Raw genomic sequence first — 24801 nt, 5'->3', positions numbered from 1 at the left:
CCGCGATCCCCCATTCGAGGTCGGGAGGGGTACGCCCCCCGCGTACTGGAGGAACTCACTCCGCATCCGCGCATCGCCTCCCCTGTACGCTTCCGACCGCGGGTTCGACCAGGCAGCCGCGCCAGTACGAAACATCGCAGAACGGCCGCTCGTGGTCGTCGACATCGACACCGCCGGGGCCGTGCTGGCGTCCTGCCCCGGCGGCCAGGCCTTGGACGTGCCCGCCAACTCCCTTCCGGCCCTGGTGGACTGGACACTGTGCGAGCCGAAGCGCGCCGGGTCCGACAAGGACGCCGACCCGCTTGCGGGGCACCCGGCTGCTCTGCTGCGTCAAGCGGTTGCTCAGGGCAAGCGGGATCTCGCCGGGGTCTGCGATGTCCAGAACGGTCCATGGTGGTCAGGGCGTGCTCTGGGGCCGCCTTGGTCGTTGATCAGGCATGAAGATCAAACGGGTGGTCCGGCCGCATGGCCGGACGGGATCCGAAGACAGCCGCCCCCTATCGGTCCGAAATGGCGGCACAGTCCCGTTGCCCGTGAGTCATGGCCATTCGCCGGTGCGTCTTGCCGGGAGGGCCGGCCGGTGACTTCGGGTGTGCTTGACGTTCAGGAGATCGATCTGAGTGCTGTGCGGGAACAGGTCGATGCGGTGCTGGAAGACTTCCTGGAGGACAAGGCGCGCGCGGCGCTCGGCAGGAGCCATCCGCCGGAGGTCGCGGACACTCTGCGGGACTTCCTGGCCGCGGGCGGCAAGCGTATCCGGGCCCTGTTGTGTGTGGTGGGCTGGCATGCCGCGGGCGGGAGCGAGGACAGGGCTGCGGTCCTGAAAGTGGCGGCGTCGCTGGAGCTGTTCGTGGCGTTCGCCCTGATCCACGACGACATCATGGACGATTCCGCCACCCGTCGAGGCCGCCCCGCCGTGCACCGTGCGCTGCGTACGCGCCTTGGTTCGTCCTCGCGGGCGGAGCGGCTCGGCGCGGGCGGTGCCCTTCTGGTCGGCAACCTCGCTCTGATCTGGGCGCAGGAGTTGCTGCACTCCGCCGAACTGTCCGTCCAGCGGCGCCGGGCGGTGCACGGGCTGTACGACGCGATGCTGGAGGAGGTGATGTATGGCCAGTACCTGGACGTGATGGGCACCGGTCCCGATGACGACATTGACGCGGCGCTGCGGATCGTCCGTTACAAGACCGCCACTGCGACGGTCGAGCGTCCCTTGCAGCTGGGAGCCGCCGTCGCCGGCGCCGATGACACCACCTTGGACCTGTGCACCGCGCTGGGGCTGCCTCTGGGAGAGGCGTTCCAGCTCAGGGACGACCTGCTGGACGTCTTCGGCAGCACGGACGGCGCGTGTACGCCTGGCCTGGGAGACCTGCGGGAGGGCAAGCGCACCGTTCTCCTCGCTGCGGGTCTGCGTGCGGCCACCCCGGCGCAACAGCATCGTCTGCGCCGCCTGGTAGGCCGGGCCGATCTCGACGAGCACGGGGCGGCCGAGGTGCGGGCCATCCTGGAGCAAACCGGCGCGCGGCACCGTACCGAACGCATGATCACGTCACGTTATGAGCAGGTCATGCGGGTGTTGGATGCGTCCCCTTTGCCGCCGACTGCGTCCCGGGCGCTGCGCGGACTGGCTGTCACCGCCACCCAGTACACGTCCTGAACCCACCAGCCCTACCCCACTCCTGGCGCCGCGGTCTCGCGCGCGCCCGCCATCAGGGACGGAACCCTCCTCATGACCGACACCGCCCTCCCCACCGACCAGGTCAAAGAGCGCTTCGCCGCCTACGAACACCGCTTCAACGCACGGTTCGAGCAGTACTTCCGCAACCTCGCAGGAAGCTTCGATGCCCCGCCGTCCAGCAGCTTCACCCCTGAATGCCTCAAACTTCTGCGGGACGTGTCGGTGCGGGGCGGAAAACGGCTGCGGGTGGCGTTCATCTACGAGGCGGCCCGGCTGGTGACGTCCAATCCTGTGCCCGGTCTGGAGGAGGCCGCGCTGAGCATCGAACTGCTGCAAACGCACGGGCTGATCCATGACGACATCATCGACGACGGCCTCGTCCGCCGGGGCGGCCCTTCCACCTACTACGCCTACAGGGAGAGGTTCCCCGACCGTCCGCAGGAAGCGCTCGGGCTTGCCGTGCTCGCCGGCGACCTCGCGCTGGTCCTGTCCCTGCAGGTTGTCCTCGACTCGCCCGCTCCTCTGTCGGTCCGTCATGCCATGGTCGGTGTGCTGACCGCGGCGGCTTCCGCCGCGATCGTGGGCCAGATCACCGACATCGAGCGGGACTTCACCGACATCCCGTCCGAGGAACTGCTGCACGCCGTTTCCGACTACAAGACCGCCCATTACTCGATTCTGGCCCCCTTGCAGTTGGGCCTGCTGGCCGCAGGGGAGGAGCCGGCCCGCTTCGAGGCGGAGCTGCGCCGCTACACGCGGCTCGTGGGAATCTACGAGACGATGCGGGACGATTACCTCGACCTGTTCGGCGACGCGCAGACCATGGGTAAGTCCACCGGTCGTGACCTGCGCGACGGCAAGCGCAGCTACACCATCGCTGCCCTGCTGGCGGCCGTGAGCGGCACCGAGCGGGCGGTGGTGGAAGCCGCGCTCGGCGACTCTTCCTGCACGCCGGAGACGGTGGCCGCTGTCCGGGAGATCGCCACCAGCCACGGGGTCGAGCAGAAGCTACGGGCGGACATGCGCCGTTATGCGGAACTGGCTTCGGCCGAAGCGGCCGGTTGGCGCCCCCGCTGGCGTGAGGAGGCCGTCGCCCTCTTCGAACACCTGCCGCTGTGGAGTGTCGAACGGGCTCTGTGATCACTCTACAGACCGCCCCGGGGCGGTGCGGCTCCTGCTGCCGTAACGGCTCCGGGGCTGATCATCGGCCGGCCGGCGGTCGACAGCTCTACCAGGGCCTGCCGCCACAGTCCGGGCAGGGTGTCGGCGCCGGGGAGGGCTTCGTCGATGCGGAAGCACAGACTTGCCTCACCCGCGTAGACGAGCAAGACGACCGCCAGGGGCGCCCCGGGCGGACAGCACATGACGGGATCGATCCGGTTCACGGCCGCGTCGCCATAACGGAGACGCTTGCGCATCACCAGGAAGGAAGCAGCAAGGGTGAGCCGGCCCGGAGCGGTACTCACGGCCACGAGGCGCCCGAGAAGCCCGGGCGGCAGGCGGGTTAGGGCCGCGCGCAGTACGGCTCGGTGTCCGGGCAGCCTGAAAGCAGCGGTGACCGCGCTGGTGTCGGCGAGCCGCCGGGCGAGGGGAGGAAGGCCGCCCGGAAGGTCGACCCGCGTCAGGAAGAGGCGATTGCCAGGGGCAGCCCACTCGTCCGCCGTGCGCAGGCTGACGGGAACCATGACGGGAATGGGAGCCCGGGCGGCACGCGGCCAGGCCGCGCTCGCCCACCCGGCGATCGCGTGGCCCAAGGCAGTGAGGTAGACGTCGTTGATGCCGGCGCCGCCCGCACGGGCCGCCGCCTTGAGCCACGTCACAGGCACGTGCGCCCACGACATGCGACGGCGGCTGGAAAGCGGCCGCGCGGGCGAGGTCCACACATGGTGCTTCCTGGCATGCCGCAGCAGAATGGCGGCGCTGCGCCATAGCTGCCGCATCCCGGGCCGGGGCTCGACGGACCGTGTCCGCGCTACCGGAGCGGGCCGCTCGGCGGGTGAATCCGGACCAAAGAAGGACTCCAAGACGGCGACGATGGTGCCGCCGTCCTGGACGGCGTGATGGGTCAGGTACAGCAGCGCGAACCCGTCGGGGACGTGTCCGTGCAGCAGGACCAGGCGCCAGGCCGGGACGCCCTCGGGCCAAGGGACGCCCATCAGCTCCTGCACCGCCGCTTCGAGAGCTTCTGGCCCTCTGGGCACGCGACGTGCGCCGACGTGATGTGCGGGGTCGGGAACGACAGGTACCCACTGAGCCTGTCGGCCGTCCCCGTGCAGGAGGTACGTCAGGCACGGAAGGTGGGGCAGGCGCGCGGCCACGTACTCCTGAAGGTCACTCAGCTCGGGAACGGTGCCGGACAGATGCAGGACCGCACCGATGGTCGAGGCGGCGTCCGGGTGCTCGGCGCGTTGTTCCAGGTCGCGCAGGAAGAGATCGGCGGCGCTGGGGGGAAGGAATGTTCGCATCTGTGTTGGCTGTGTCATCGCAGGAGAGTGAATGCCGCGCTGCTGACGACCGCGCCCACGCACGCTCCGACGGCCACCTGGGCGACGGTGTGGCACCGCAGCCGCACCCGTGACCAGCCGATCAACGCCACCAGCGGGGCGGAAAGGGCCCACCACGGCCCGTAGAGCAGAGCGAGTACTGCTAGGGCACCGGCCGCGACCGCCGAATGCACCGACACCTTCCAGAAGAAGGTGATCACCATCAGTACCAGCAGCACGGCCAGCATCGCCGTCACCAGTGCACGTACGGCAGGTGTGGCTGACAGCCCGTGCAGCAGCCCTGTTCCGGTGATGACCGAGGCCAGGACGACGGGGCCGGCCACCAGACGATCCTGGCGCTGCCGTACATGCCGGTCACTCCAGTAACTGCGGCGTTCGCCCAGACGGAGGAGCACCGAGGGCAGCACGCTGGTGAACAGGGCCGCGAACAGGCCCCATCCGGCTCCCGTGACGCCGTCGGCGCGCCATCCGATCAGCGGCGCCAGGGCCAGCATCCAGTTCCTCGGCTCGAAGCCGTCGCTGAGGAGCCACGCCCAGCGCGCGTCGGTCCGGGCCGGCATGCCGGACGCTTCCCGGACATGGGCAGGAAGAGCCGACTGTGCTTGCCGCACCACCGCGGTCTGCTGCTCGGCCACTCATGCCCCCTGTCTCGCGACACCTGTTGACGTCCACCGGCACAACGACACCGAACAGCCCTGGTCACGGCGCGGAAGCGGTCTCCAGCACTCCTGGTACGGAGGCTCGTGCCGACCGGGTGGCGCGGGTGCGCCGGGCGAAGGCGGTCATACCGACTGCCGCCATGCCCAGCGCCCACCCCAAGCCCAGCAGCAGACAGCTCCAAGGCATCGCGTGCAGGCCGGCGGCCGTCACCGCGGTCTGTACCGCTCCGTGTGCCGGCAGGTACCGCACCAGGGTGCTGTCGGATTCCGGGTTGATCAGCGGGTTCTGCAGCAGCAGATCGATCGAGCTCATCATGATGGCCAGGAACATGCCGGCCAGTTCACTGCGCACCGCGGCGGCGAGCACGATGCCGATGCTGCCGTAGATCAGCGCACCGGTGAACATTCCGGCGGCGAACACGACCGGCTGCTCCGGCCGCCAGAACAGATGCGTCCACGTGGTGACATAGACGGCGACCGCGGCCGCCACCAGGACGAGTGAGGTGCACTTCGCCAGGGCCAGGCAGGAACGCGGAAACCCGGCCTGCACCAGGCGCCGGTCGAAGATGGCGGAGCGAGCGGTGGCGACGAACATCATGAACGCGACGACCAGAGTGAGGGCCTGCAACGCCCCGACGACCTGGGTCAGCACATTGCCGTCCATGACCACGAAACGGCCGACCGGCCGGACGTAGAACCGCAGCGCTGTCGGCGCGACCACGGCGTAGGCCAACGTGGTCCACAGCGGAACGAACAGGAGCACGATGAGCAGCGCCAGCCGGTTACGGGCCTGCTCGACCAGCGCGAACCGCACCGCCGTGCCGAAGCAGGTCCGCCAGCGCTTCACGAGGCCACCGCGATCGTGTCGGTCTGGTCCGTCTCCCGCAATACCCCGCCGTCCAGGCGGTACAGGGTGTCCAGACGCGAGGCGTCGTAGGCGAGGTGGGAGACCACCAGTACCGCGCAGCCCCGGGCCCGCACAGCTGCCGCAAGGTCCCAGAACCGCAGATAGGTCTCCCAGTCGAAGCCCTGGTACGGCTCGTCCAGGAGCAGCACCTGCGGATCATGCATCAAGGCAAGAACCAGGTTGAGCTTCTGGCGTGTGCCGCCACTGAGTGTTTCCACCCGCTCGTGCCGGTAGCCGCTGAAGTTCAGCTCCTCCAGCAGTTCGTAGGCCCGGGTCAGATGTGCGATGCCATAAGCGGCCCGGAAGAACTGCAGGTGCTGCTCGACGGTGAACGCCTGGTGGAGCACGGCCTCCTGCGGACAGCAGCCCAGCCGGCCCGCCCGCTCCACGGCGCCCCTGTCCGCAGGGAGGTCCCCGGCCAGGATTCGCAGCAGAGTGCTCTTGCCGACCCCGTTCTCGCCGACGATGCCCACCAGTTGACCCGGACGGAGATCCAGCGACACTCCGCGCAATACCGGACGTCGCCGGTATCCCTTGTGTACATCCCGCACGTCCAGCACCGGACCAACCGCGCTCACCACTCCGCCCTTCACACCCACCGTCTTCTTCAACGTCAACCTGCCGCGAGCCCCCCGGCAATGGCCGGACATCAGGGATGCGAGGGCCCCGACTCAGTCGTGCAACGACGATGAGCATCACAGGACACGACCGATCATGCTGTGAAGGTCGCCCGCCGTGCAGGGCCAACATCAGCGGCATGTGCCAGCAAGCCTGCTGACGTGCCAACTGTGCAGGCGTGCCCGTAGACGTCGCAGCTGATGGACGGTCCCGAGCTGTTCGAGTGAGCGGCTCGGGACCTCATCCCGCGCTCGCACCGTGTACGTCACGACCCGGAAGGTGACGGGGTCAACGAACAACGCTGCCCACTCTCCCGCTCTGCCGCCCTTATGGAATGTCCCCTGAACCGTCGCGAAGCAGATCCGGTCCGCCCTTGACCCGGCCCGAGGGCCGTGGAGCCACTGGGTCGCCGCCTCGTGCGTCGTCGCAACCATCCGGATGCTGCGCGGCTGTGACTCTCCCCATCCGGCAGCCCACTCCACGAACAGACCGGCAATGGGGGAGACTTCGGGTCGCACCATCCCAGACACGGCCTCAGAATGGCCAGTTCAGGTCCGGGAACGCGTCGCGTACCTCTGCCAGGAGGTCGGTGTAGGCACTGCCGTATGTGGCGGCGGCCGCGTACAAGGTGTCCAGCGCGGCGCGCAGCGGATCCTCCTGCACGGCGGCGAACAGTGCCGGCATTGCCATGGCCTGCTGCCTCAGGTCATCTTCAGGGCCGTGCAGAGAGTGCACGAAGGTGTGCGGAAGGCTTTTCTGCGTGAAGAACCACTCCCAAGCCCTGTTCTGGTCGTCGAAGGGGGTGGGCAGCTTCTCTCCGGCATGCAGCGCCTGGATAGCGCGCCCGAACTCCTGGAGCGTATGGAGTTCAGCTTTGACAAGGGCCTGGCCAACGGCCCACTTTGCGATAGCTCGTTGAGTGGCCGGGTCGGCGGTATCCACGGCGTCCATCAGGTCCCGGTCCAGGGGAATGAGGCCCAATTTTCTGCCGCCGACCTCGCGCAGCGTCGGACTCGGCGGCCGCTCACCCCAATCGCCTGCTTCGGCTTGCCACTCCGCCTCGCGGACGATCCTTTCTCGCGCCTCACGGCGACAGCGCTCGGCCTCGGCGCGTTCCTCGGGAGTGGGCGGGGGCGGCAGAGTGCGCGCGTGGTCATGCCAGTACGCGGCGCTCTGCGTGGTCTGCTTGATCACGCGGTCAGGGGCGGGCTTTGCCGGCCAGAACTGCAGCAGGTAGTGATCGACCAGCGGGCCTCCCTCCAATACGGAGAGCTCGTCGTCCGGTGTCACGTCCATGCCTTGTCCGCAGTAGCGGACCCGGTAGTCGGCGATAGGTAAATCGAGCAAGCAGATCGGGCCATCGCCCCATGGCACGACGGCGGTCCGCGTGGAGCCGGGACGGAAAGAGACCTCGACGATCTCCTCCCACCGCTCATCGAGCGGCGGTTCGACCTCGTGGACCTCCACGGTCAGGCCCACACGTCCTGTATGCAGACCCGTCGTCAGGAACAAGTAGCCTGGATTCGCGGCACCGCACAGCCCGTTGCTCTGGCCGGCGCAAGGCGCGACTTCCTCCTCGTCAGGAAAGTCGAGGCGGCTTTCCACGTAGAACTGTCGATAACTGACCCTCATCGCACCGTCGTAGACCGTCCTCACAACTCCCCCTTGGCCCAACATCCGCTTGAGGGCAGTATGCAACCCGGCTACCCAGAGCGTGCTGCGGGGTCAGGGCGTCCGCGATGTTCCAGGTGCCGAAGCTCAACTTCGCCCGCTGCATCAAGGACGGTACCGACACCGATCAGGACAGCGGGGAGTAGAGGCACAGCGGCGCATACCGGCATGCTGCCGGCGTCCTCCCGAGAACAATCTCCCGGCGACCACTCAGCCGCGCTGCGATCACCGCGGCCCGCCGCGTCGGTGACCTGGACTGCAAGGTCTGGCAATGGCCGGTCCTGCTCTGGCCCGGCCTCAGTGTGAAGAGTCTCCTCGCCCAGAACCGTGCCCTATGGAATGAGTGACTGGTCCGCACCCTGGACACCGCCACCGCCCGCCCTGCGCACCCTCGATAACCTCACCCCGAGGTCCTGCACGGTCGACGAAGCCGCCCGCGCCTTCACCCCCGCCCGAACGCTCCAGGGCACGGCACCGACCCGCGGGGACAGGCGATCACCGCGCCGGACGGGCAGGGGGTACGGCGTCAGGTGGTCGCGGGGTCCACCTGGGGTCTGCTCCAGCGGCTCCCGGTCGGGGCTACCCGGCCGGACGCGTGAGCAGCTCCACCAGCGCGGCCCCGCGGCCGGTCAACCGCTGACGCACCTCACGGCCGTAGCGTTCGCGCTGAAGCAGACCGGCCGCCTTCAGATGTTCGCAGTGGTAAGTGATGGTGCTGACCCCCATGTTCAGCGCGCGGGCCAGTTCACTGACCGTGGCGGGGGGCTGCACCGAGCGGAGCACGCCCGCCCTGACCGGTCCCAGCAGCTGAGCGAGACCGTCCACACGCTCGGGCTGCCGTTCCGGTGGGCCAAGACGCCCTAGCCCCGGCAGCGGGTAGCTGAACCAGACCACGTCGTCGCGGTCGAGACTGTGCATCGAGGCGGCCGTAGCGGAGACCACGGGAACCAGCACCAGCCGGCGGCCCGCGAGTTCGAAGACCTCCCTCGCGCACTGCGGCAACTCCAGCGCCCCGTCCACGTAACGCACCCGAGGGCTCAGGCCGGTCAGCACCGCGTCGAGGTTCCGGCTGACCACGGCGGAACCCACCCGCTCGGTCTCCTTGCCCAGCAGTCCGTCCGTCCGCGCCCACAGCGGCTCCAGGCGCCGCCAGGCCGCGTCGGCCACCTCGTGGTAGGCGGCGAGGAAGCGCGCGGGGTCGTCCAGCACTCGCTGCCAGCTCCGAGGCACCGCGTGACCGAACTGCCCGGTCACCTCGGCCGCGAGGTCACCCGGGTCGACCTCCCGCAGCTGGGACAGCACGGTCTCCATACGGGTGGCGCGCACATCGCCGGTCAGCGCCAGTACGTCGGGCAGCCAGCGGTGTCCGGGCCCGAACAGGGGGCGGATCCTGTCGGCCGAGGCGGGCAGGGCGGCTTCGACGGCGGCCCGCCACCGCCCCGGCACCCCGTGCCGCGCACCTCCCAGCACCTCGTGCAGTACGGGGAAGAGGGTGGCGCCGGGGGTCCTGGCCACTTCCACGTGCACCTCGTCCAGCGGACCCAGTAAGAGACGACTGCCGGTCAACAGGAACCCCCGTGGTGAAGGTAAAGCGTGGTTCGTGCTCCGACCGGCACAACACCGTCCGGCCGGATGTCCTTCCCCGGACGTCGGTTTCCGGCCACTGCGGCGAACGGCCGCAGCGACGTTTCGGGGATTCTCGAAAGGCTTGTACGGCACCCCACTGCGGGCGACGCTGGCCGCACGAGGGACGCCGCCGGCCCGGGGCCTCCCGGAATCCATCAGGGGGAATCAGAAGATGTACAGGACGAGTTCGCGCCCGCTGATCAAGGTCATGATGACGGCAGCGGTGGGCGTGATGGCCGCCGCCGGTATGGCGGCTCCGGCCTCCGCGGCGCAAGCCCCGCAGGCCGACCGGATGAACGTGAGCGCCGAGTTCGAGACGGTCACCACCTGGGTCCAGGGCAATGTGCGGACCGGGCCGTCGACCGACCACCCCATCGCCTACACCGTCGGGGCGAACCAGAACCTCACCGGCGTGTGCTGGCTCAAGGGCGGCATGGTCTCCGCCAACGGCTACACCCACAACAAGTGGGTGTACCTCTTGGACGGCAACTACATCTGGGGTGGCCTGCTCAAGGGCAATGAGGTGGGCAACGTCAGCTCCCTCTGCTGGTGACCCACCGGCCGTTCCCGCACCCACCGCGGGAGCGGCCGTCCCCGCTCCGCAGGCCAGACAGGAATCGTTGGTCGTCGTGGAGGCGGGGGCGGCTGGTGCGTCACCTTTTGAGTGCGGCGAGCTTCTCGCGGGTCTTGCGCTGGACGTGGTCACGGACGAATGCAGTCATGTCCGTGTCCGTGAAGATCTGCGTGCAGAGTTCGCAGTAGCTTCCGTAGGCGGGGCGGAGTCGCTCAGCGAGCGGGGAGTCGGCCATGAGCTGGGCGAAGTAGCTGGGGCCCGCGTGAACGAGGGTGCGCAGGAGCACGTTGGAGCGGCTGTTCTGCATCATCGCCGTCAGCGACTGGTCGTGGATGTTGCCGAGGGTGAGGGTGGGGCACAGTTCACTGCCGCTGCAGCAGGGGAATACGCCGCCGTCGGGGGTGACGACGAGGTTGAGGACGTCGGCGCAGGCACCCAGCGGGAGGCCGGGGATCTGCCAGCGTTTGGCTTCGGGGACTTCGGTGGCGGCGCGTCCCGTTCCGATGGCTGGCTCGGCGAGGATGACGAGGTCGTTCTGCAGCGTTGGGTCGATGAGGGGCAGGACATCGCTGATGCGGTTGTCGCGGGTGGTGCAGACGCGCAGGACGATGTCGATGTTGTGGTCGCGCCCGGCTTGGATGATGTTGCCCAGGACGGCGGGTTTGATGAAGTCCTGGTGCATGGCGTCGGCGCTGAGCTCGACGGTGTGGACGGCTGCGTCGGCGAGGTCGGCCATTTTGCGCTGGGCGCGGTCCGGGGAGCTGCCCCAAAAGCCGTTCGTGGTGAGGGTGTTGATGAAGCCGCGCCGGGCCGAGTGGCGGAGCATCGCCATCAGTTCGCGCCAGTAGATGGTGGCTTCGCCGCCGGCGAAGTGGCAGCGTCTGGCGACGTTGGGCAGGTCGGCGGTTTCGTCGATGACACGGGTGACATCGGCGACGCTGAGCCGGGTGCGTGGCGAGTCGGGGCCGCAACTGGTGTAGCAGTGGGTGCACTTGGCGTTGCAGAAGTAGGTGGTCTCGAAGATGAGGGCGTTGAAGGCCAGCGGGTAGTCGGTCCGGGTTGCTGACGAGGGGGTGCGCTGCGGGGGGAGGACAGATTCTGCGGCGGGGCGGGAAAGGTCCAGCACGCCTGGAGCGCAGCGACTCAGGTAGTCGGCAAGGGTCCGGCCTGGCCTGGTGACGACCTGTGAGCCCTGGTTGAGGGTGTCCTTGGCGAGGAGCTCCAGGGGCGGCGCGGCGCCTTCGGGCAGTACGCACAGCAGGTGCAGGGCGGGTGTGCCGGGTCCGGTAAGGGTTTCCAGGACAGCGTTGACGTGATGGTCGTCAAGCTGCTGATAGTGCGGGAGGTCCAGGGCCCAGACGATCTCGAAGGAGCCGTGGTTTTTGAGGGTGGCCAGGGTGCGGGCGATGTCCTGCAGGGGCAGGTCGGGGCCGCCGCGGGTGAGCAGGATCGGGTGGGTGCCGTGGCGGGCCGCGGTGGCCACCAGGTCAGGCAGCAGGCCGGGCTCGGCGAGGGCCTCGATGCCCAGGTAGACGAGGGGTGTTCGCCCTTGCCTTTCCTGCAGGGCTGCCGCCACGCCGTCCGGCGAGGACGGGAGGTCCTCGCCGGACGGGCACGCCCGGCAGTGGGGGGAACAGCGCCAGTTCAGCAGCACCAGGTCTGCGGGCAGCTTCAAAGCGGATTCCTCAGTGTGTCGCCGGGCGATTCAGCAGGGGGTGGGTCACAGAGCGGCAGCAACCGCGGTGGTCGTGGGGCGGACCACGTTGGAGGCGCAGCAGCAGCAGCAGTTGCGGGCCTCCTGGCCGCCCTGGTGGTCCATCCCGCCGGCCTCGTCGATCAGCGCGGCGACGACGTCGTCGCTGAGCTGCAGCTCGCTGAGGAAGTCCTCGGGCATGGGCAGAGCGTTTTCCTGTGCAGCACTCATGTGTCTTCTCCTTCGGTTCTGGGGTGGGGTGTCGGGGTGGGGCGCCGGCTCAGATGCGGCCGAGCATCTCGTTGGCACCCTGACCGTGGTCGTCGTTGACGAAGAAGTCGATGTTGGCCTGGTTGAGCTCGTCGAGGGTGACGTAGCCGCTGTTGTCGCGGTCCAGGACCTGCCAGGCGCGCTCCCGGTCCTCGGGGGTGAGCCCGCTTTCCTGCTCCATCTGCTCGTACTCCGAGCGGCTGATCCGTCCGTCGCCGTCGGTGTCGAAGGCGCTGATCAGGGCGCGGTTGCCGGGAGTGAGGATGCTTTCCAGCCGCTGCGGGTCCTGCGCGAGTCGCGAGACGGATTCGATGTACTCGTCCCGGGTCAGCTGGCCGTTGCCGTTGGTGTCCAGCGCTCGCCAGTATGCGGTGAGGGCGTCGCGCAGGTCGCGCATCTGCGGGGCGTCGATCGACAGGCCCGCCTGCTCGATCTTGCGGCGTGCGATGGCCTCGGCGTCCTGGGACGTGACTACACCGCTGCCGTCGACGTCCATGAGATCGAACGCCTTGCCGAACTTCTTTTCCTGGATTGCAGTCGCCAAAATGATCTCCGTTTCGTGTCTTGGCGGCCGATGGCCGTCAAGGAGGAATGTTTGGCGTTGTGCCGGTTCTTCTTTTTCCTCACGCCACTTTGGGAAGGGCGCGAAGTCCCATGTGCAGGTACTTCTCACCGGTGGCGAGCTGGTAGAAGTACACCGTCATGTAGTCGTCGAAGAGTGGCTGGTGGACCAGATAAAGGCCTTCGTCTGGCTTCACCGCAATGAGGGGGAGTTGTTGCGGGGGCTGCTGGGCCACTTCGGCGAGTGAGCCGATGGTGCGGCTGTCAAGGACGGCGTTGCCCGCATCGTCTTGCTGCACCTCGATGCGCATGCCGATGTTCTGGTAGACACCCAGATGCGGACCAAGATCAGCAGCAAGGGGTGGCGAGGGGGGAGTGAGCGGAGCAGCGGGCTGAATACCCGCCAGTTCTTGCAGCAGGGGGCCGGCCAGGGCGCGGTACATGCGCTGAGCGCTGCCGCCGTTGGCCAGCAAAGCGATGGCTACACCGTGCTCCGGAACGAACTGGAGGAAGGCGCTTTGGCCCATGGCGTTTCCGGTGTGTCCGCACACCATGGCGCCATCGACATTGCTGAGCGACAGCCCCAGGCCCCAGTGGGTGGCCATGCCCCAGCGGCTGGGCAGTTGTGTCTGCGGGGTGCGCATGGCGACCACCGAGTCCTCGGAGAGGATCCGCAGACCGCTGGAAGTCACACCGCCGGCGAGGTGCAGCTGCACCAGGGTGAGCAGTTCGGTAGGCGTGGTGCACACGGTTCCTGCCGGGCCCAGTGTCCGGGGCAGCGCCCAGCGGGTGACCGGACGGGCATCGGCAACGCTGCTGGCGGGCCCGTCCTGGGGCATCAAGTGCCCGATCGCGGTCCGGTGCAGCAGGGCGTCCTCGGGCAGGGTGACGGTCCGGGAGAGTTCCAGCGGGTCGAAAAGTAGCTCCCGCATCGCGTCATCCCAGGTGGACCCGGTGAGCAGTTCGATGATGCGGCCCAGTAGCAGATATCCGGCGTTGCAGTAGGACCAGGTCGCCCCCGCGGGGTGGACGAGCGTCTGCCCGGAACAGGCGGCTGCGTAGCGTTCGAGCACATCTTCGCCGTGCCCCAGGTCGAGCATGTTGTCCCCGGGCAGCCCGCTGGTGTGACTGAGCAGGTGACGCAACGTCAACGTCTCAGCCCCGTCGCCTTGGGGGCGCAGGTCGGGCAGGAGGTCAGCGACCTTGGTGTCCAGATCGACCTTGCCGCGGTCCACCAGACGCATCAGGGCTGTGGCGGTGAAGGTCTTGGTGATGGAGCCGATCTGGAACAGGGAGTCCGTGGTCGCTGTGACGTTCGTGCGCACCCCCAGAACTCCGGTGGCGGCTGCCGTCACCTGTCCGTCGCACAGGACCGCTGCCGACGCCCCCGGTACCAGGTATTCCTCAGCCAACTGCTTGAGGTTTTCTTCCAGGTTTTCCTGAGTGACCGCCATAAAGAAAACCCTCCACTGAGAAGCCCCGAGCGCACCCCGATGAAATCTGAGCGCACTGAACAATGTGCGCTCACACGTGCACCCGCCTAACAGGTAACGATCATGGCAGGAGGATATGCCACCGGCAATTTCATCCCGAGATGTTCACCCGTTCAGCTCTTTCATGGGATGAGCAATCGTTGGGCAACGCATTACATCGTCGGCTCCATACCTGCGAATGGGTCCGGCAGGCCGCAGTCGACCGTGAGCAGGTCCTGATCGAGAGCACTGCCGGCCACCGTTCCACTGGCAGCCGACGTGATCACCGTGGTCAGAGCAGACGGCGCTGCTGCCGTTCGCGCCATCTCCCCCACGGCGTACACGCCGCGAGCGGTGGTCTGACCGAACACATTCACCAGTACGGTCTCGTCAGGCCACACGGCACAGCCCAACTGCTCATGCAAAACAGCTCGCTGACGGAGCACCTGCGGGACGAAAACCGCCTCACACTGCTCCGGCTCGCCCTCGCTGAACGTCACCGCCTCGACCTCGGTACCCGGACCCTTGACACGCAGTACCGGCTCATCCCGCACCACGACCGGCCCCACACCCGGCAGCTGAGCCAGAGGCTCTCCCGCTTCGGACGGGTCACTACGGCACCACACCACCTGGGCCGCAAAGCGAGCCAGCTGCCGGACCGTACGAAGCGCACCCGCGCCCTTCCCGATCACCGCGACCCGTTTGTCATCCGCCTTCCGGGCATAACACAACGGGCAATGGAAGACCGAGATTCCCCAGCGTTCCTTCACCCCCTCTACTGCAGGAAGCACGCACTCAAGTCCAGTGGCCAGCACCAGACGCCGGGCCCGCTCCACACCGCCATCCGAGAGGCGGACCTCAAATCCGCTGCCCTGGGCGCATCGCCCTGCATTGGTCACCTCTGCCGAACGGGCCCGCACGTGCGGATACGCGGCCAACTGCTCCAGCCCGTATGCGCGCAGCTGCGACGCAGGAGTGCCGTCGCGGGTGAAAACGTTGTGCCAGACGGGATCCACCACGCTCGCGGGCGCCGGCTGTCCCGCGTCCAAGAGCACGACATGCCGCCGGGAGCGCCCCAGCACCAGAGCCGCCGACAAGCCGGCAGGCCCGCCTCCCACGATGATCGCGTCAAGCATGCACCCATCTCCCTGTTCACTTGAGGTAATTGTGCGAACACTAAGAGTAGTGGATCGGATGCTCGCCGTGCCCCGATCTCTGGGCAGTGGGGCCCGTCCGGGGCTGGGCTTCGGTCGCGGGACACGGTTCGGCGATGGCGTGGTCGAGTTCGCTGACTGAGCGCGGCCGCCCGGATGCCGCAGAGAACCGCCGGGGTGTCCAGCGGGCGCTGGGCTTGGGTTCGGGTGCTTCTCAGGCGGGGCAGGTGAAGGCTGGAGCGGCGGGCGTTGGGTAGGGAGGGCACACCCTGAGCAGAGGCAGGGGGCGGCCTGCTTGGCGAGCCCGGTGGGCGCCGACGGCGGTGGAGCGCTGGGAGAAGTAGCGGTTGTGGGTGCCGGGATGGAGGGTCTTGGTCAGGTGCGGCAGCAAAGTGCGCAACCTGGTCGGGCTGGCGGTGATGCCGGGGAGGGGCGCCCATCTCCCGGCGAATGCGTTCGAACTTGGCGCTGCTGCGGCTGACCGAACCGCCGCTGGATCGGTGGCCGTCGTTCCAGTCGGGGGAGTGGTCCTCGACGTAAGCCTGCCCGCGGGCCGGGGGCGGACAGGCAGTCGGTGCGCACAGACGCTGTGGTGCGGCTATAGCTAGGTCCAGGGGCGGGGTCGACCTCCAGCGAGCGGTGTCCACACGGGACCGGTGCGGCTCTGCTTCTCGATGTCTTCGCGGGGGCGGCTGCGAGGGGAGTTTCGCGTGCGGGGGCGGCGACGAGCGGGTGCTTTGATCCTCGCCTCCGTGCACCACTGGCCCCATATCGAACGTGTCTCTGCCATGTATGCAGGGAGGGTGGGTACTCGCGCACTCGTATACGGGGAATGAGGGCGAGGCCAGTGGGATCTCATGGCGACGGTGACGGTTGTAGGGCCGCGAACGGATACCTGATGCGCGCAGGCTACGCCCTGAGCGGGTACGACGGCTGCATCGCCGAAGCCCGCCATCACGCTGCCGCCTTCCTCGAGAAGGCCCGGATCGATCATCACCTGCCCGTGCCCGCTCGCGCGAGGGACCTCACTCAGCTGGTGGTCAGCGAGCTGGTCACCAATGCCCGCAAGTACGCTCCCGGCCCTGTCCTGCTGGAGCTGTGCATCAATGCCCGCGCCGTGGACGTCGTCGTGTGGGACAGCGACCCCACCGTGCCCGCTGCCCGGGCCGCCGATCCGGACCGGATCGGTCAGCATGGCCTGGAGATCGTCGAGGCTGTAACCGAAGCCCTGTTCACCGAGCAGGAGCCGGTCGGCAAGCACATTACGGCCCGCATCGCCCTGTCCGACGGCCCCGGTGGACACACCACCAGTCGCCACACCCAGTAGCCGACACTGGGCTCCCCCTTGGGGTCCGGCCAGGGACCCGCGGTGCAACGAGACCGCGACACCTGATCGAGGTCGATTACCTCCCCTTCGGACACGCAGAAAATCTGTCTTGGCTGGAGTAGACATTGGGTGGTGATGTGGTTATGGTTTCTCTCGTAGCACAGAGAGACAGCAAGGCCTGGCAGAGATGAACTGCCGGCAGCAGTACCCGCAGTTGCAGTACGCAGGACGGTGCGGTGGTGGAGTTCCGAAGCCAGGGTTGTGCAGGACGGGCGACGGGACTGACGACCGGACCGGGTGGCCCGCAGTGATCAGGGGCCTCCGTGAGCAGTACCCCGCAGTGAAGTCAGTGAGCAGTACCTCGGTGAAGGCGTTGGCTGCGGACGCGCGCACCGGGAGGTTCGGCAGTGGGGTTCCAAGCCAGAGCAGATGCAGGACGGGCGACGGGGCTGGCTGCCGAAAGAGTGGCACTGTGACAGGCCACGGAGCAGGTCGCATCACCCGTAGTACGCAGTAGAGCAGTACCCATTGAGGGAATGAACGGAGGAATTGGGCGCCATCAGGATCGCCCGGGCGGCTTGTTGAGTCCGGGTACCGCAGGACATCGATAGTGAGGTGGTCTCCGGTCGAGCAACCGCGATCCCAGCATTCCCGGCAGAAGTTCGGCCGGGTGTGCGGAAATGGAAGGCCGGCGCAGTAACAGGGCCGGCAGATGGTGTAGCAGTTCCTTCGGGCCCTGGCGCCGTACGGCGCCAGGGCCCTCCGCGTGTGCCACAGAGAGGTCAGATGACAGCAGACGACTTGTACGGCCGTCTCGACGACGACGATTACCCCGCCTACACCATGGGCCGGGCCGCCGAGATACTCGGCACCACTCAGAGCTTCCTGCGCGCCATCGGCGACCACCGCCTGATCACTCCGCTGCGTTCCGCGGGCGGACATCGCCGCTACTCCCGCTACCAGCTGTGCATCGCCGCCCGCGCCCGGGAACTCGTCGACCATGGAACTCCGATCGAGGCAGCGTGCCGCATCGTCGCCCTCGAGGACCAGCTCGAGGAAGCCCAGCGCATCAACGCCGAACACCGCCGTAGCGCAGCCCTGCACACAGTCGTCACCTGATACGCGGTCCGCGATGCCGCGCCCGACCGCACGCTTCCGCCAATTCAAGAAGATGAGCGCATGATCGCCGAAGACACTGAGCAGCCGCCCCACGGACGGGAGCCCCAGCCCGGCCAGGGCAACTCGCCCGACACCCTGCGTACTCCGGCGAGCGATGCGTCTCCCGTCGTAACAGACCGGCCGACTGCCGCTGGGGGCGGCCTGGAAGGCGGGGTGGAGCGGGCGGCGGCTGTGCTGAAGCCACGGATGCGCGGCTGGCTGCACGCCGGAGTGTTCCCCCTGGCGCTCATCGGGGGGATCGTCCTGATCTTCGTTTCGCGTACGGGCGCGGCGGTGGCGGCCTGCTCGGTGTACGCGGTGTCGGCCTGTCTGCTGTTCGGGACCAGCGCGGTCTACCACCGGGGAACGTGGGGTCCGCGCGGGGAGGCGGTTCTGCGCCGGCTGGACCACGCGAACATCTTCCTGATCATCGCGGGCACCTACACCCCGCTGACGGTACTGCTGCTGACCGAAGGCCAGCAGAGGGTGCTGCTGACGGTGGTGTGGGCGGGCGCGCTGGCCGGGATCGCCTTCCGCATCCTGTGGATCGGGGCTCCCCGGTGGCTGTACACCCCGTGTTACATCGCGCTGGGCTGGGTAGCCGTCTTCAATCTGCCCGACTTCGCGCACGCCGGCGGCATCGCGGTCGTCGTGCTCATCATCACCGGGGGTCTGCTCTACACCGCGGGCGCCGTCGTCTACGGACTCAAGCGTCCTGACCCCTCACCGGCCTGGTTCGGCTTCCACGAGGTCTTCCACGTCCTGACCATCGCCGCCTTCGCCGCGCACTACACGGCCATCCTCCTTGCAGCCACCTGACGATGTCGGCGGACAGAGGTCCGGCCCCGTGGTGCAATATGGCCTGTCCGGTTACCGGGCTCGTACTGTCTTCCGCGTTCTTCTGGGCGAAGTCCTGAGCGCCATCGAGCAATTGAGGAGTCGCTGTGACCGTAGGAGGGCCGGAGGGCGGGCGGGTTGTTCGTCTTCCCCGGGGCGGGAGTGGCCGGGGCGGGGCGATGACGTTGGCGGGGACATTGGAGGCGGCGGAGGCCGCGGCGCCCGTCGAGTCGCTCGACGTGGTCGCGAGCATGCTCCAGGAGCACCTCGGGGCCGCATCGGTGTCGTTCCTGATCACCGACTTCACCGGCAGTTCGGTCGTACGGCTGGGGACGGCAGGCAGTGTTGATACCGATGAGCCCGCCCGGCGCATCACGCTGCGGGGCACCCTGTACGACGATGTGATCCGTACCCAGCGACCGGGCGTGGAGGGCGAGGGCGAGGACGGTCTGGTGCGGATCGTGGCCCCGGTGACCAACCGCGGGGACGCCATCGGGCTTCTCGAACTGTTCCTGCCCGCGGCGCCGGACGCGGAAGTGATGCGGGAGATCGGCGAGGCCGCGCACGCGCTGGCGTACATCGTCATCGCGAACCGGTCCTTCACCGACGTGTATCAGTGGGGCCGCCGGACCAAGCCGCTGAGTCTGGCCGCGGAGATCCAGCACCGGCTGCTCCCGGCGTCGCTGGCGTGTGAGGCGGCTCAGTTCGCGGTGGCCGGGGCGCTGGAGCCGGCCGACCACGTCGGGGGCGACACCTTCGACTACGCGATCGACCGGGACACCGTCCAGCTCTCCGTCACCGATGCCATGGGGCACGATGTCGAAGCCGCGCTGCTGGCCACCCTTGCGGTGGGCGCCCTGCGCCGGGCCCGGCGAGCCGGTGCCGATCTCGCTGAGCAGGCCCGCCAGGCCGACCAGGCGATGCGCGAGCACGGCCACAAGGGTTACGTCACCGGTCAGCTCCTGCGTATCAGCCTGCTCGACGGCAAGACCGAGTTCGTCAACGCCGGGCACCCCTGGCCGCTGCGGATGCGGGACGGCCAGGTGCGGGAGATCACTCCGGCGGTCGATATGCCGTTCGGCTTCGACGCCCCTCACGGCTACCAGGTCCAGTCGCTGGACCTGCGGCCGGGCGACCGGCTGGTGATGCTGACCGACGGCATGCTGGAGCACGACGCAGGCAGCCTCGATCTGTCCGACCTGATCGTGCGCACCCGCGCGCTGCATCCCCGCGAGGCGGCCCGCACCCTCATCGCGGCGATCGTCGAGGCCCACGACGGCCACCTGCAGGACGACGCGACCGTCATGTGCCTGGACTGGCACGGCACCGACCACTTCCAACGGGACGCGGCCACCGGCGCGGACCTCACCGACGCCTCTCAACCGTCGAGGACGGCACGCACCACGCCCGGGCGATGACCTTGGGCGTTTGGCGGCGAGCCAACCAGCCAGGGGAGGCCCTTGCTGCGCAACGCCGTCGTGGGGGAGATGTCGGGGCGGATGTGATGCCAGAGTGCGGGGTGGCGCCACCGGCCGGCCGGAGGCGTCGCGGGGGACAGCCGACTTCCACCACCAGCCTGACGATCGGTGCCGGCTCCTGAGCGCACCCGCACAGCGTTCACAGTCGCGTCCCCGGGTTCTCCCCAACGTCCGACGCGAGCTCCACATCCAGCAGGGGTGCGCTCTGCGGCGGCTCCTCGCAGTCCGGCGCATGCAGTACACCCCGGATCGGGCCCCGCCCTCACCCACCTTCGCAAGCACCCCACCCCGAAGGCCGGCGCTCCCCGACCACCTCAGGGACCATCGACTGGCGCGATGGCTCCAACCACTCAGTGACGACCTGGTCGTAAAAGATCACGCGCTTTACCTCAGTCATGCTTGAGGTTCTGCCGCGTCCTGCCGATGGCCGTTGAGTTCCGCGAGGACCATCTCACCGGCCCCTAGGAGCGCTTCAGGGGCCAGGTGCGTGAGCACCGGGACGGCGTGGTGCCAGCCGTCGGCGGTGAGTGCCTCGGCCAGCAGGGCCTTGGCGCGGGGGATGTCGGGGCCTGCCGGCGGGGGCAGGAGCAGGGAGGCCAGCCGGTGGAAGAGGGGCAGGATGTCGTCCCACCCCTCGAAGAGCGGTGCCGCCGCATCGGTCGGCAGGCAGGCGGTATACGCCGCAAGACGTGCGCGCACCTCCGCGCGCCCGATCTCGCCGCGGCTGCGGCGGGCCTGGACCGCTGCGGTGTCGTGGTCGGCGAGCGCCGCGTACGCGAGTGAGAAGGCCCCTGCCTGCGGGGCGGGGAGCCACGCGTCGCCGTGTTCGTCGGCCAGGGCGTCGAGGTAGTCGCGACGCGCGTGGTCGGGGTCCGTCGTGGCCTTCAGCAGGCAGGCCAGCATCAGGTCGACCCAATGGGGGGTGGGATACCCGAAAGCGGGCTGCCACCGTCGCCGTGAACGGTCGAGGTAAAAGCGGTAGGAGCAGGGAGACCGCTCTGCGAGCAGTGCCGTCACCGCCGAGGCACGTGCGGCGTCCCGGTGGCCGATGGCGGCGAGCAGTTCGGCGACGAGCACGAACTCGTCCTCGTCCTCGGTCAGGCTCTGGAGCACCTCGTCGGCCATACGGCCCGCCGCGCGCGGGTCGTGCGCCCACAGTGCCGGTATCAGGCGAATCCTCATGCGGCACATGTAGGACTCGGAACGTGCGCTGGTGGGCGCGTGTTCCGCGAACACGCGCAGCGCGGTGCGCACCGCGCCGGCGCATATCAGAGCCTGGGCGACCGCGGTGGCTGCGCCGGGGGACTCGCCCGAGTCGACGTCCTCGGGCAGGAGCGAGGCAGCACGCCGGGCCAGCCGTAGGGCGCGAAGCCGACTCTGCGGCCGGACCGCGAGGGAGACGACGCTCCAGCCACGCGCCTGCACGGCCTTGTCGGTGAGTGCGGCGACCATGCGCTCGGCATCGTGGCGGCGTCCCACCGACGCCATCCCGGCCGCCAGCTCGACGAACTGGTTCTGCTGATAGAGGGAGAGTTCCCGCCGCTGGCCCGGGAAGCCGTGCACAGCCAGTTCCAGCAACCGCAGCGCACGCTCCGGGTCGCCCGTCACATGGTGCAGAGCCAGGGCCGACAACGCCTCGGCAGCGGCCTTCCGCGGTATGTCCGTCGCTGTCGCCAGCCAGGTCTCGACCTCCTCGCTCCGTCCGGCCTCAGCGAGGAGCCTGGCGACGGGCGCCGCGCCGCCGGCTTCGTAGGGGACCCCGCCGCTCCATGTGGCCGCGAGCGCGTTCCACGCGGCTTCGGTCCGGCCCTCGCGCGCCCATCCCTCGGCCAGGTACTCCGCGATCGTCCGTTCCTCGAACATGTCGGGGGACCCGGGCAGGGGTGCGTCACCTCGTTCCCTCCCCCGCAAGAGCCGCCGCACCTCCTCCATGCTGCGCGTAGCGATCAGGGCGTAGACGGTGTCGGGCACACGGTCGAACCACCCGGGCGCGCGCGGCCCGTCCTCCCCCAGGGCTCGTGCCAGCAGTTTCCGCACTGCCTCGGGACGCGTGTGCCGCAAGGCGTCCACGGCGATGGGCACGAACCGGTGATCGGTGGGAGGCGACCCGACGAGGTCGAGCAGTACGTCATGGACACGCTCTCGTTCCTGCGGGCGGCCGCAGTCCGCCCACGCCTGCGCGATGCCTGCCAGGAGGTGGGCGCGGGCCGCCCGGTGGACGACCTCGCCGAGGACGGCTTCCGCGGCGCGCAGGGGGCCGTCCATGGCATCGGCGTCTCGCACGAGTTCGGCGGCGACAGTCACGGCCATGGCAAGACCCGTCGCGTCGTCGGAGGTCGAGGGGCGGGGCAATTCCGAGAGCAGGAGGACAGCCCGCTCTTTCTGACCGGTCGCCGCCAGCGCGCCGGCCTCTATGCCCTTCGCCCGCCACCAGGATTGCGTCGCCGTACGGGGGTGGAGTCCGCCGAGTTCTCCGTCGATCAGCCGTACGGCTTCCTCCGCCAGGCCCACCGCACGCCGGTCACCCGAGTCGGCCACGGCACGGGCCAGCTTCGCCAGGGCGATGCCCCGGTTCAGCGGGTGGAACACGCTGCGGGCCAGCCCTGTCGCGAACCGGACCCTGCCAAGTCGCCCGTAGACCGCTGGTACGTCCAGGTGTAGTTCCTCGTTGCGGCGGGCCACCAGGTCGCCCGCCACCGCCAGTGCCGTCAGGGCGTTCAAGTCCTCCGTGCCCGACCGGCGCACGCTGTCGTGGACCGCGGCGATTTCGGCGAGGCACGCCGCGTCGTTCTGCGTGCCGGCGTGCAGCCGGGTGTGGCGCGCGGTGTCCGTGGCGAGCGCGACGGCAAGGCGGACGTTCTCTGGGCCTGTCAGGGTGGCGGTCATGCGGCCGTAGGGCTGCAGCAGGTACACCGGGGTGTTCGCCGGCCATCCCTGCCGGGCGTATGAGGCGGCCCAGGTGTGCAGTCGTTCCCGGTGGGGCGCGAGGTCCTGGCCGAACTCCCGCCGGGCCACCGCGAGCAGGGTCTCGTGGGCCAGGACGTAGCCGCGGTCGCTCGTGACGAGGTCCGTGCTGTCCCCGGACGGTCCCTTCGGGACGCTGCCGCCGCGCCGCAGGATGCGGCCGAAGCGACTGTCCAGCAGGTGGCGCAGTGCGAACTCCGGCTCGCCGGTGAGCGCGCACAGGTCTTGGACCGTCAGTGGTCCGCCCGCCGCGGTGAACAGTGCGACCAGGTCGCGTTCCGTGCCGGCGCCGCTCAGAGCGGTGCGCAGTTCGTGCCGGGCCTCGTGTTCGGTGTGCAGCGCCGCGGCGTTCGCGGTCAGGGACAGGACCGGGCACGTGCGCAGCGGATGGCTGCCTGCGACGTCGGCTGGTACGCCGGGACCGGGCCGGCTGGTGACCAGGACACGGACACCCGGCGGAAGACGCTCGGGCAGCAGGGAGGCGATGCTCGGACCCGACCCGGTGGGCTGGAGCGACTGGTCCTCGTCGAGACCGTCGACGACGATCAGCAGGGTGCGCCCGTTCTCCTGCGCGCGTTCGGCCGCCTGACGCAGCAGCAGGCTGCGTTCTCCGCTATGGGCGGGTGATGTGGGCCGGACTGACGGTTCGCGTCCGGCGACCGCGGCGAGCTGGTCGACGAGGGCTTCGGAGTAGGCGCGGCTGTCGGCCTGTCCGGCGTAGCGTGCGGTGACGAAATACCAGACCGGTACCACCCCGCGCGGCGGGTGGAGGGCGAACCACGCGGCGAGTGCGGTCTTGCCCGCCCATGGCGGGCCCTGGATCCACAGGTAGGGCTCACTGCCGCCGCAGAACTCGACGAGGGACGCGAGCTCGGAGCGGCGGTCCTTGAGCTCCGGCGGCGCGAAGCCACCCAGGTAAGCGCGATAGGACTCCCGGAGGAGGTCCTGAGGGGTGGGAGGTATGACGTCCGGCAATACCTGCGGATGCAGCTGGGTCTTCAACGCCCGTTCCAACTTTTCGAGTTCGAACGGCTTCAGGGCCTGCGCCCACCGGTCCACCCGGCCGGCCGCGATGCGCCCGGGGCCGTCGGACAGGTGATGGCGGGTGACGACACCGATCAGGTGTCTGCCGCTGAAGACGGCCGCGCCGGACATCCCCTCCCAACCGTCCGGTGGGGGAGAGTCGACGCTGAGATCGAGGGTCCCCTCGCGCCGGTTGGACAAGGCTGCGCAGCTCGCCCGCACATGCTCCGCGTCCCGGAAGCGCGAACCGTCCTCGTCGGTCCGCAGCTTGAAGCGCGGGAATCCCAGAGCGGTGCAGCGGACCACGACGTCCTGCTCGCCGAGCCGGCCGTACGAGACGGACGCCGTGGCCGTCGCGGTGTCCTCGATCGCGAGTACGGCGATGTCGATGCCCTTATGCATCCACGCGACGCGTGCCTCGACGAGTCGCTCGTCAGGCAGGTCCGCCTGGAAACGGACGCGGACACCCGAAGCCCCGCCGACGACGTGCGCGGCGGTCAGCACCCGGCCGGGCGTCACCAGATACCCCGAACCGCGCCGCCCCCGGCTGCCCTCGGCAGCGTCGGCGATGACCTCGGCCACCAGCGCCGCCGTCAGCACCGGGATACCCCGGGCGCACACTCTGCCGGG

At 69.0% G+C, this 24801-nt stretch carries 19 protein-coding genes; 7 read left to right on the top strand and 12 right to left on the bottom strand.

The annotated features are described in order from the left end of the window. Window positions 1-151: 151 nt before the first annotated feature. Together ACFYW5_RS33655 and ACFYW5_RS33650 are read left to right on the top strand one after the other, a co-directional pair. Entirely contained in the window at window positions 152-1654 is a 1503-nt protein-coding gene (locus ACFYW5_RS33655) for a polyprenyl synthetase family protein (protein ID WP_389420932.1), read from the top strand. Between the two features lie 72 nt (window positions 1655-1726). Further along, on the top strand, window positions 1727-2815 hold the full coding sequence (locus tag ACFYW5_RS33650; protein WP_389420931.1) for a polyprenyl synthetase family protein: 1089 nt from the start codon (window positions 1727-1729) through the stop codon (window positions 2813-2815). Between the two features lie 5 nt (window positions 2816-2820). On the opposite strand, the gene ACFYW5_RS33645 is transcribed toward ACFYW5_RS33650, so the two are convergent. The 6 genes from ACFYW5_RS33645 to ACFYW5_RS33620 all read right to left on the bottom strand — a co-directional run bounded on the left by ACFYW5_RS33645 (window position 2821) and on the right by ACFYW5_RS33620 (window position 9549). After that, on the bottom strand, window positions 2821-4203 hold the full coding sequence (locus ACFYW5_RS33645; RefSeq protein WP_389420930.1) for a wax ester/triacylglycerol synthase domain-containing protein: 1383 nt from the start codon (window positions 4201-4203) through the stop codon (window positions 2821-2823). Next, on the bottom strand, window positions 4155-4814 hold the full coding sequence (locus ACFYW5_RS33640; protein ID WP_389420929.1) for a hypothetical protein: 660 nt from the start codon (window positions 4812-4814) through the stop codon (window positions 4155-4157). The genes ACFYW5_RS33645 and ACFYW5_RS33640 overlap by 49 nt, the downstream gene beginning before the upstream one ends. Before the next feature lie 64 nt (window positions 4815-4878). Further along, window positions 4879-5685, bottom strand: coding sequence for an ABC transporter permease (locus ACFYW5_RS33635; protein ID WP_389420928.1), 807 nt, complete (start codon window positions 5683-5685; stop codon window positions 4879-4881). After that, a complete protein-coding gene (locus ACFYW5_RS33630) occupies window positions 5682-6302 on the bottom strand; it encodes an ABC transporter ATP-binding protein (RefSeq protein WP_389420952.1) in 621 nt (206 codons plus the stop codon). Before ACFYW5_RS33630 ends, ACFYW5_RS33635 begins: the two co-directional genes overlap by 4 nt. A gap of 595 nt (window positions 6303-6897) precedes the next feature. Next, window positions 6898-8019, bottom strand: a complete 1122-nt coding sequence (locus ACFYW5_RS33625) for a hypothetical protein (protein ID WP_389420927.1) — start codon at window positions 8017-8019, stop codon at window positions 6898-6900. Between the two features lie 594 nt (window positions 8020-8613). Further along, window positions 8614-9549: an ArsR/SmtB family transcription factor gene (locus tag ACFYW5_RS33620; RefSeq protein ID WP_389420926.1), complete on the bottom strand. Its 936-nt coding sequence runs from the start codon at window positions 9547-9549 to the stop codon at window positions 8614-8616. Window positions 9550-9832: 283 nt separating this feature from the next. Between ACFYW5_RS33620 and ACFYW5_RS33615 the strand changes: the two genes are divergently transcribed. Further along, entirely contained in the window at window positions 9833-10213 is a 381-nt protein-coding gene (locus tag ACFYW5_RS33615; RefSeq protein ID WP_389420925.1) for a hypothetical protein, read from the top strand. 100 nt (window positions 10214-10313) lie between these two features. On the opposite strand, the gene ACFYW5_RS33610 is transcribed toward ACFYW5_RS33615, so the two are convergent. The 5 genes from ACFYW5_RS33610 to ACFYW5_RS33590 all read right to left on the bottom strand — a co-directional run bounded on the left by ACFYW5_RS33610 (window position 10314) and on the right by ACFYW5_RS33590 (window position 15366). Continuing rightward, complete coding sequence (locus ACFYW5_RS33610; RefSeq protein ID WP_389420924.1) at window positions 10314-11909, bottom strand: radical SAM/SPASM domain-containing protein; 1596 nt, start codon at window positions 11907-11909, stop codon at window positions 10314-10316. Between the two features lie 45 nt (window positions 11910-11954). Beyond that, window positions 11955-12158 carry a hypothetical protein gene (locus ACFYW5_RS33605; RefSeq protein ID WP_389420923.1) on the bottom strand — a complete coding sequence of 68 codons (204 nt, stop codon included), beginning with the start codon at window positions 12156-12158 and terminating at the stop codon, window positions 11955-11957. Between the two features lie 49 nt (window positions 12159-12207). Next, window positions 12208-12741 carry an EF-hand domain-containing protein gene (locus tag ACFYW5_RS33600; RefSeq protein ID WP_389420922.1) on the bottom strand — a complete coding sequence of 178 codons (534 nt, stop codon included), beginning with the start codon at window positions 12739-12741 and terminating at the stop codon, window positions 12208-12210. 79 nt (window positions 12742-12820) lie between these two features. Beyond that, a complete protein-coding gene (locus ACFYW5_RS33595; RefSeq protein WP_389420921.1) occupies window positions 12821-14212 on the bottom strand; it encodes a serine hydrolase domain-containing protein in 1392 nt (463 codons plus the stop codon). A gap of 191 nt (window positions 14213-14403) precedes the next feature. Next, entirely contained in the window at window positions 14404-15366 is a 963-nt protein-coding gene (locus tag ACFYW5_RS33590; protein ID WP_389420920.1) for an NAD(P)/FAD-dependent oxidoreductase, read from the bottom strand. Window positions 15367-16282: 916 nt separating this feature from the next. On the opposite strand from ACFYW5_RS33590, the gene ACFYW5_RS33585 reads away from it, so the two are divergent. From ACFYW5_RS33585 to ACFYW5_RS33570, 4 genes are all read left to right on the top strand, one after another. Beyond that, window positions 16283-16711, top strand: coding sequence for an ATP-binding protein (locus tag ACFYW5_RS33585; protein WP_389420919.1), 429 nt, complete (start codon window positions 16283-16285; stop codon window positions 16709-16711). Between the two features lie 786 nt (window positions 16712-17497). Next, complete coding sequence (locus ACFYW5_RS33580) at window positions 17498-17830, top strand: MerR family transcriptional regulator (protein WP_389420918.1); 333 nt, start codon at window positions 17498-17500, stop codon at window positions 17828-17830. Between the two features lie 60 nt (window positions 17831-17890). Continuing rightward, the gene (locus ACFYW5_RS33575) at window positions 17891-18688 is read left to right on the top strand and encodes a hemolysin III family protein (protein WP_389420917.1); all 798 of its coding nucleotides are present in this window, start codon (window positions 17891-17893) and stop codon (window positions 18686-18688) included. Between the two features lie 197 nt (window positions 18689-18885). Next, window positions 18886-20124 carry a PP2C family protein-serine/threonine phosphatase gene (locus ACFYW5_RS33570; protein WP_389420916.1) on the top strand — a complete coding sequence of 413 codons (1239 nt, stop codon included), beginning with the start codon at window positions 18886-18888 and terminating at the stop codon, window positions 20122-20124. A gap of 453 nt (window positions 20125-20577) precedes the next feature. Here ACFYW5_RS33570 and ACFYW5_RS33565 read toward each other — a convergent pair whose 3' ends face one another. After that, entirely contained in the window at window positions 20578-24792 is a 4215-nt protein-coding gene (locus ACFYW5_RS33565) for a trypsin-like peptidase domain-containing protein (protein ID WP_389420915.1), read from the bottom strand. Between the last annotated feature and the right edge of the window lie 9 nt (window positions 24793-24801).

Source organism: Streptomyces sp. NPDC002779, from assembly GCF_042888685.1.
Taxonomy (GTDB): Bacteria; Actinomycetota; Actinomycetes; order Streptomycetales; family Streptomycetaceae; genus Streptomyces.
This window is presented reverse-complemented; position numbering and strand designations above follow the sequence as displayed.

What these genes read in the sequence shown, in the direction of transcription:
- ACFYW5_RS33650 (WP_389420931.1), top strand. Translation starts at nt 1,727, where the DNA reads ATGACCGACACCGCCCTCCCCACCGACCAGGTCAAAGAGCGCTTCGCC.
- ACFYW5_RS33615 (WP_389420925.1), top strand. Translation starts at nt 9,833, where the DNA reads ATGTACAGGACGAGTTCGCGCCCGCTGATCAAGGTCATGATGACGGCA.
- ACFYW5_RS33605 (WP_389420923.1), bottom strand. Translation starts at nt 12,158, where the DNA reads ATGAGTGCTGCACAGGAAAACGCTCTGCCCATGCCCGAGGACTTCCTC.
- ACFYW5_RS33595 (WP_389420921.1), bottom strand. Translation starts at nt 14,212, where the DNA reads ATGGCGGTCACTCAGGAAAACCTGGAAGAAAACCTCAAGCAGTTGGCT.
- ACFYW5_RS33590 (WP_389420920.1), bottom strand. Translation starts at nt 15,366, where the DNA reads ATGCTTGACGCGATCATCGTGGGAGGCGGGCCTGCCGGCTTGTCGGCG.
- ACFYW5_RS33585 (WP_389420919.1), top strand. Translation starts at nt 16,283, where the DNA reads ATGCGCGCAGGCTACGCCCTGAGCGGGTACGACGGCTGCATCGCCGAA.
- ACFYW5_RS33580 (WP_389420918.1), top strand. Translation starts at nt 17,498, where the DNA reads ATGACAGCAGACGACTTGTACGGCCGTCTCGACGACGACGATTACCCC.
- ACFYW5_RS33575 (WP_389420917.1), top strand. Translation starts at nt 17,891, where the DNA reads ATGATCGCCGAAGACACTGAGCAGCCGCCCCACGGACGGGAGCCCCAG.
- ACFYW5_RS33570 (WP_389420916.1), top strand. Translation starts at nt 18,886, where the DNA reads ATGACGTTGGCGGGGACATTGGAGGCGGCGGAGGCCGCGGCGCCCGTC.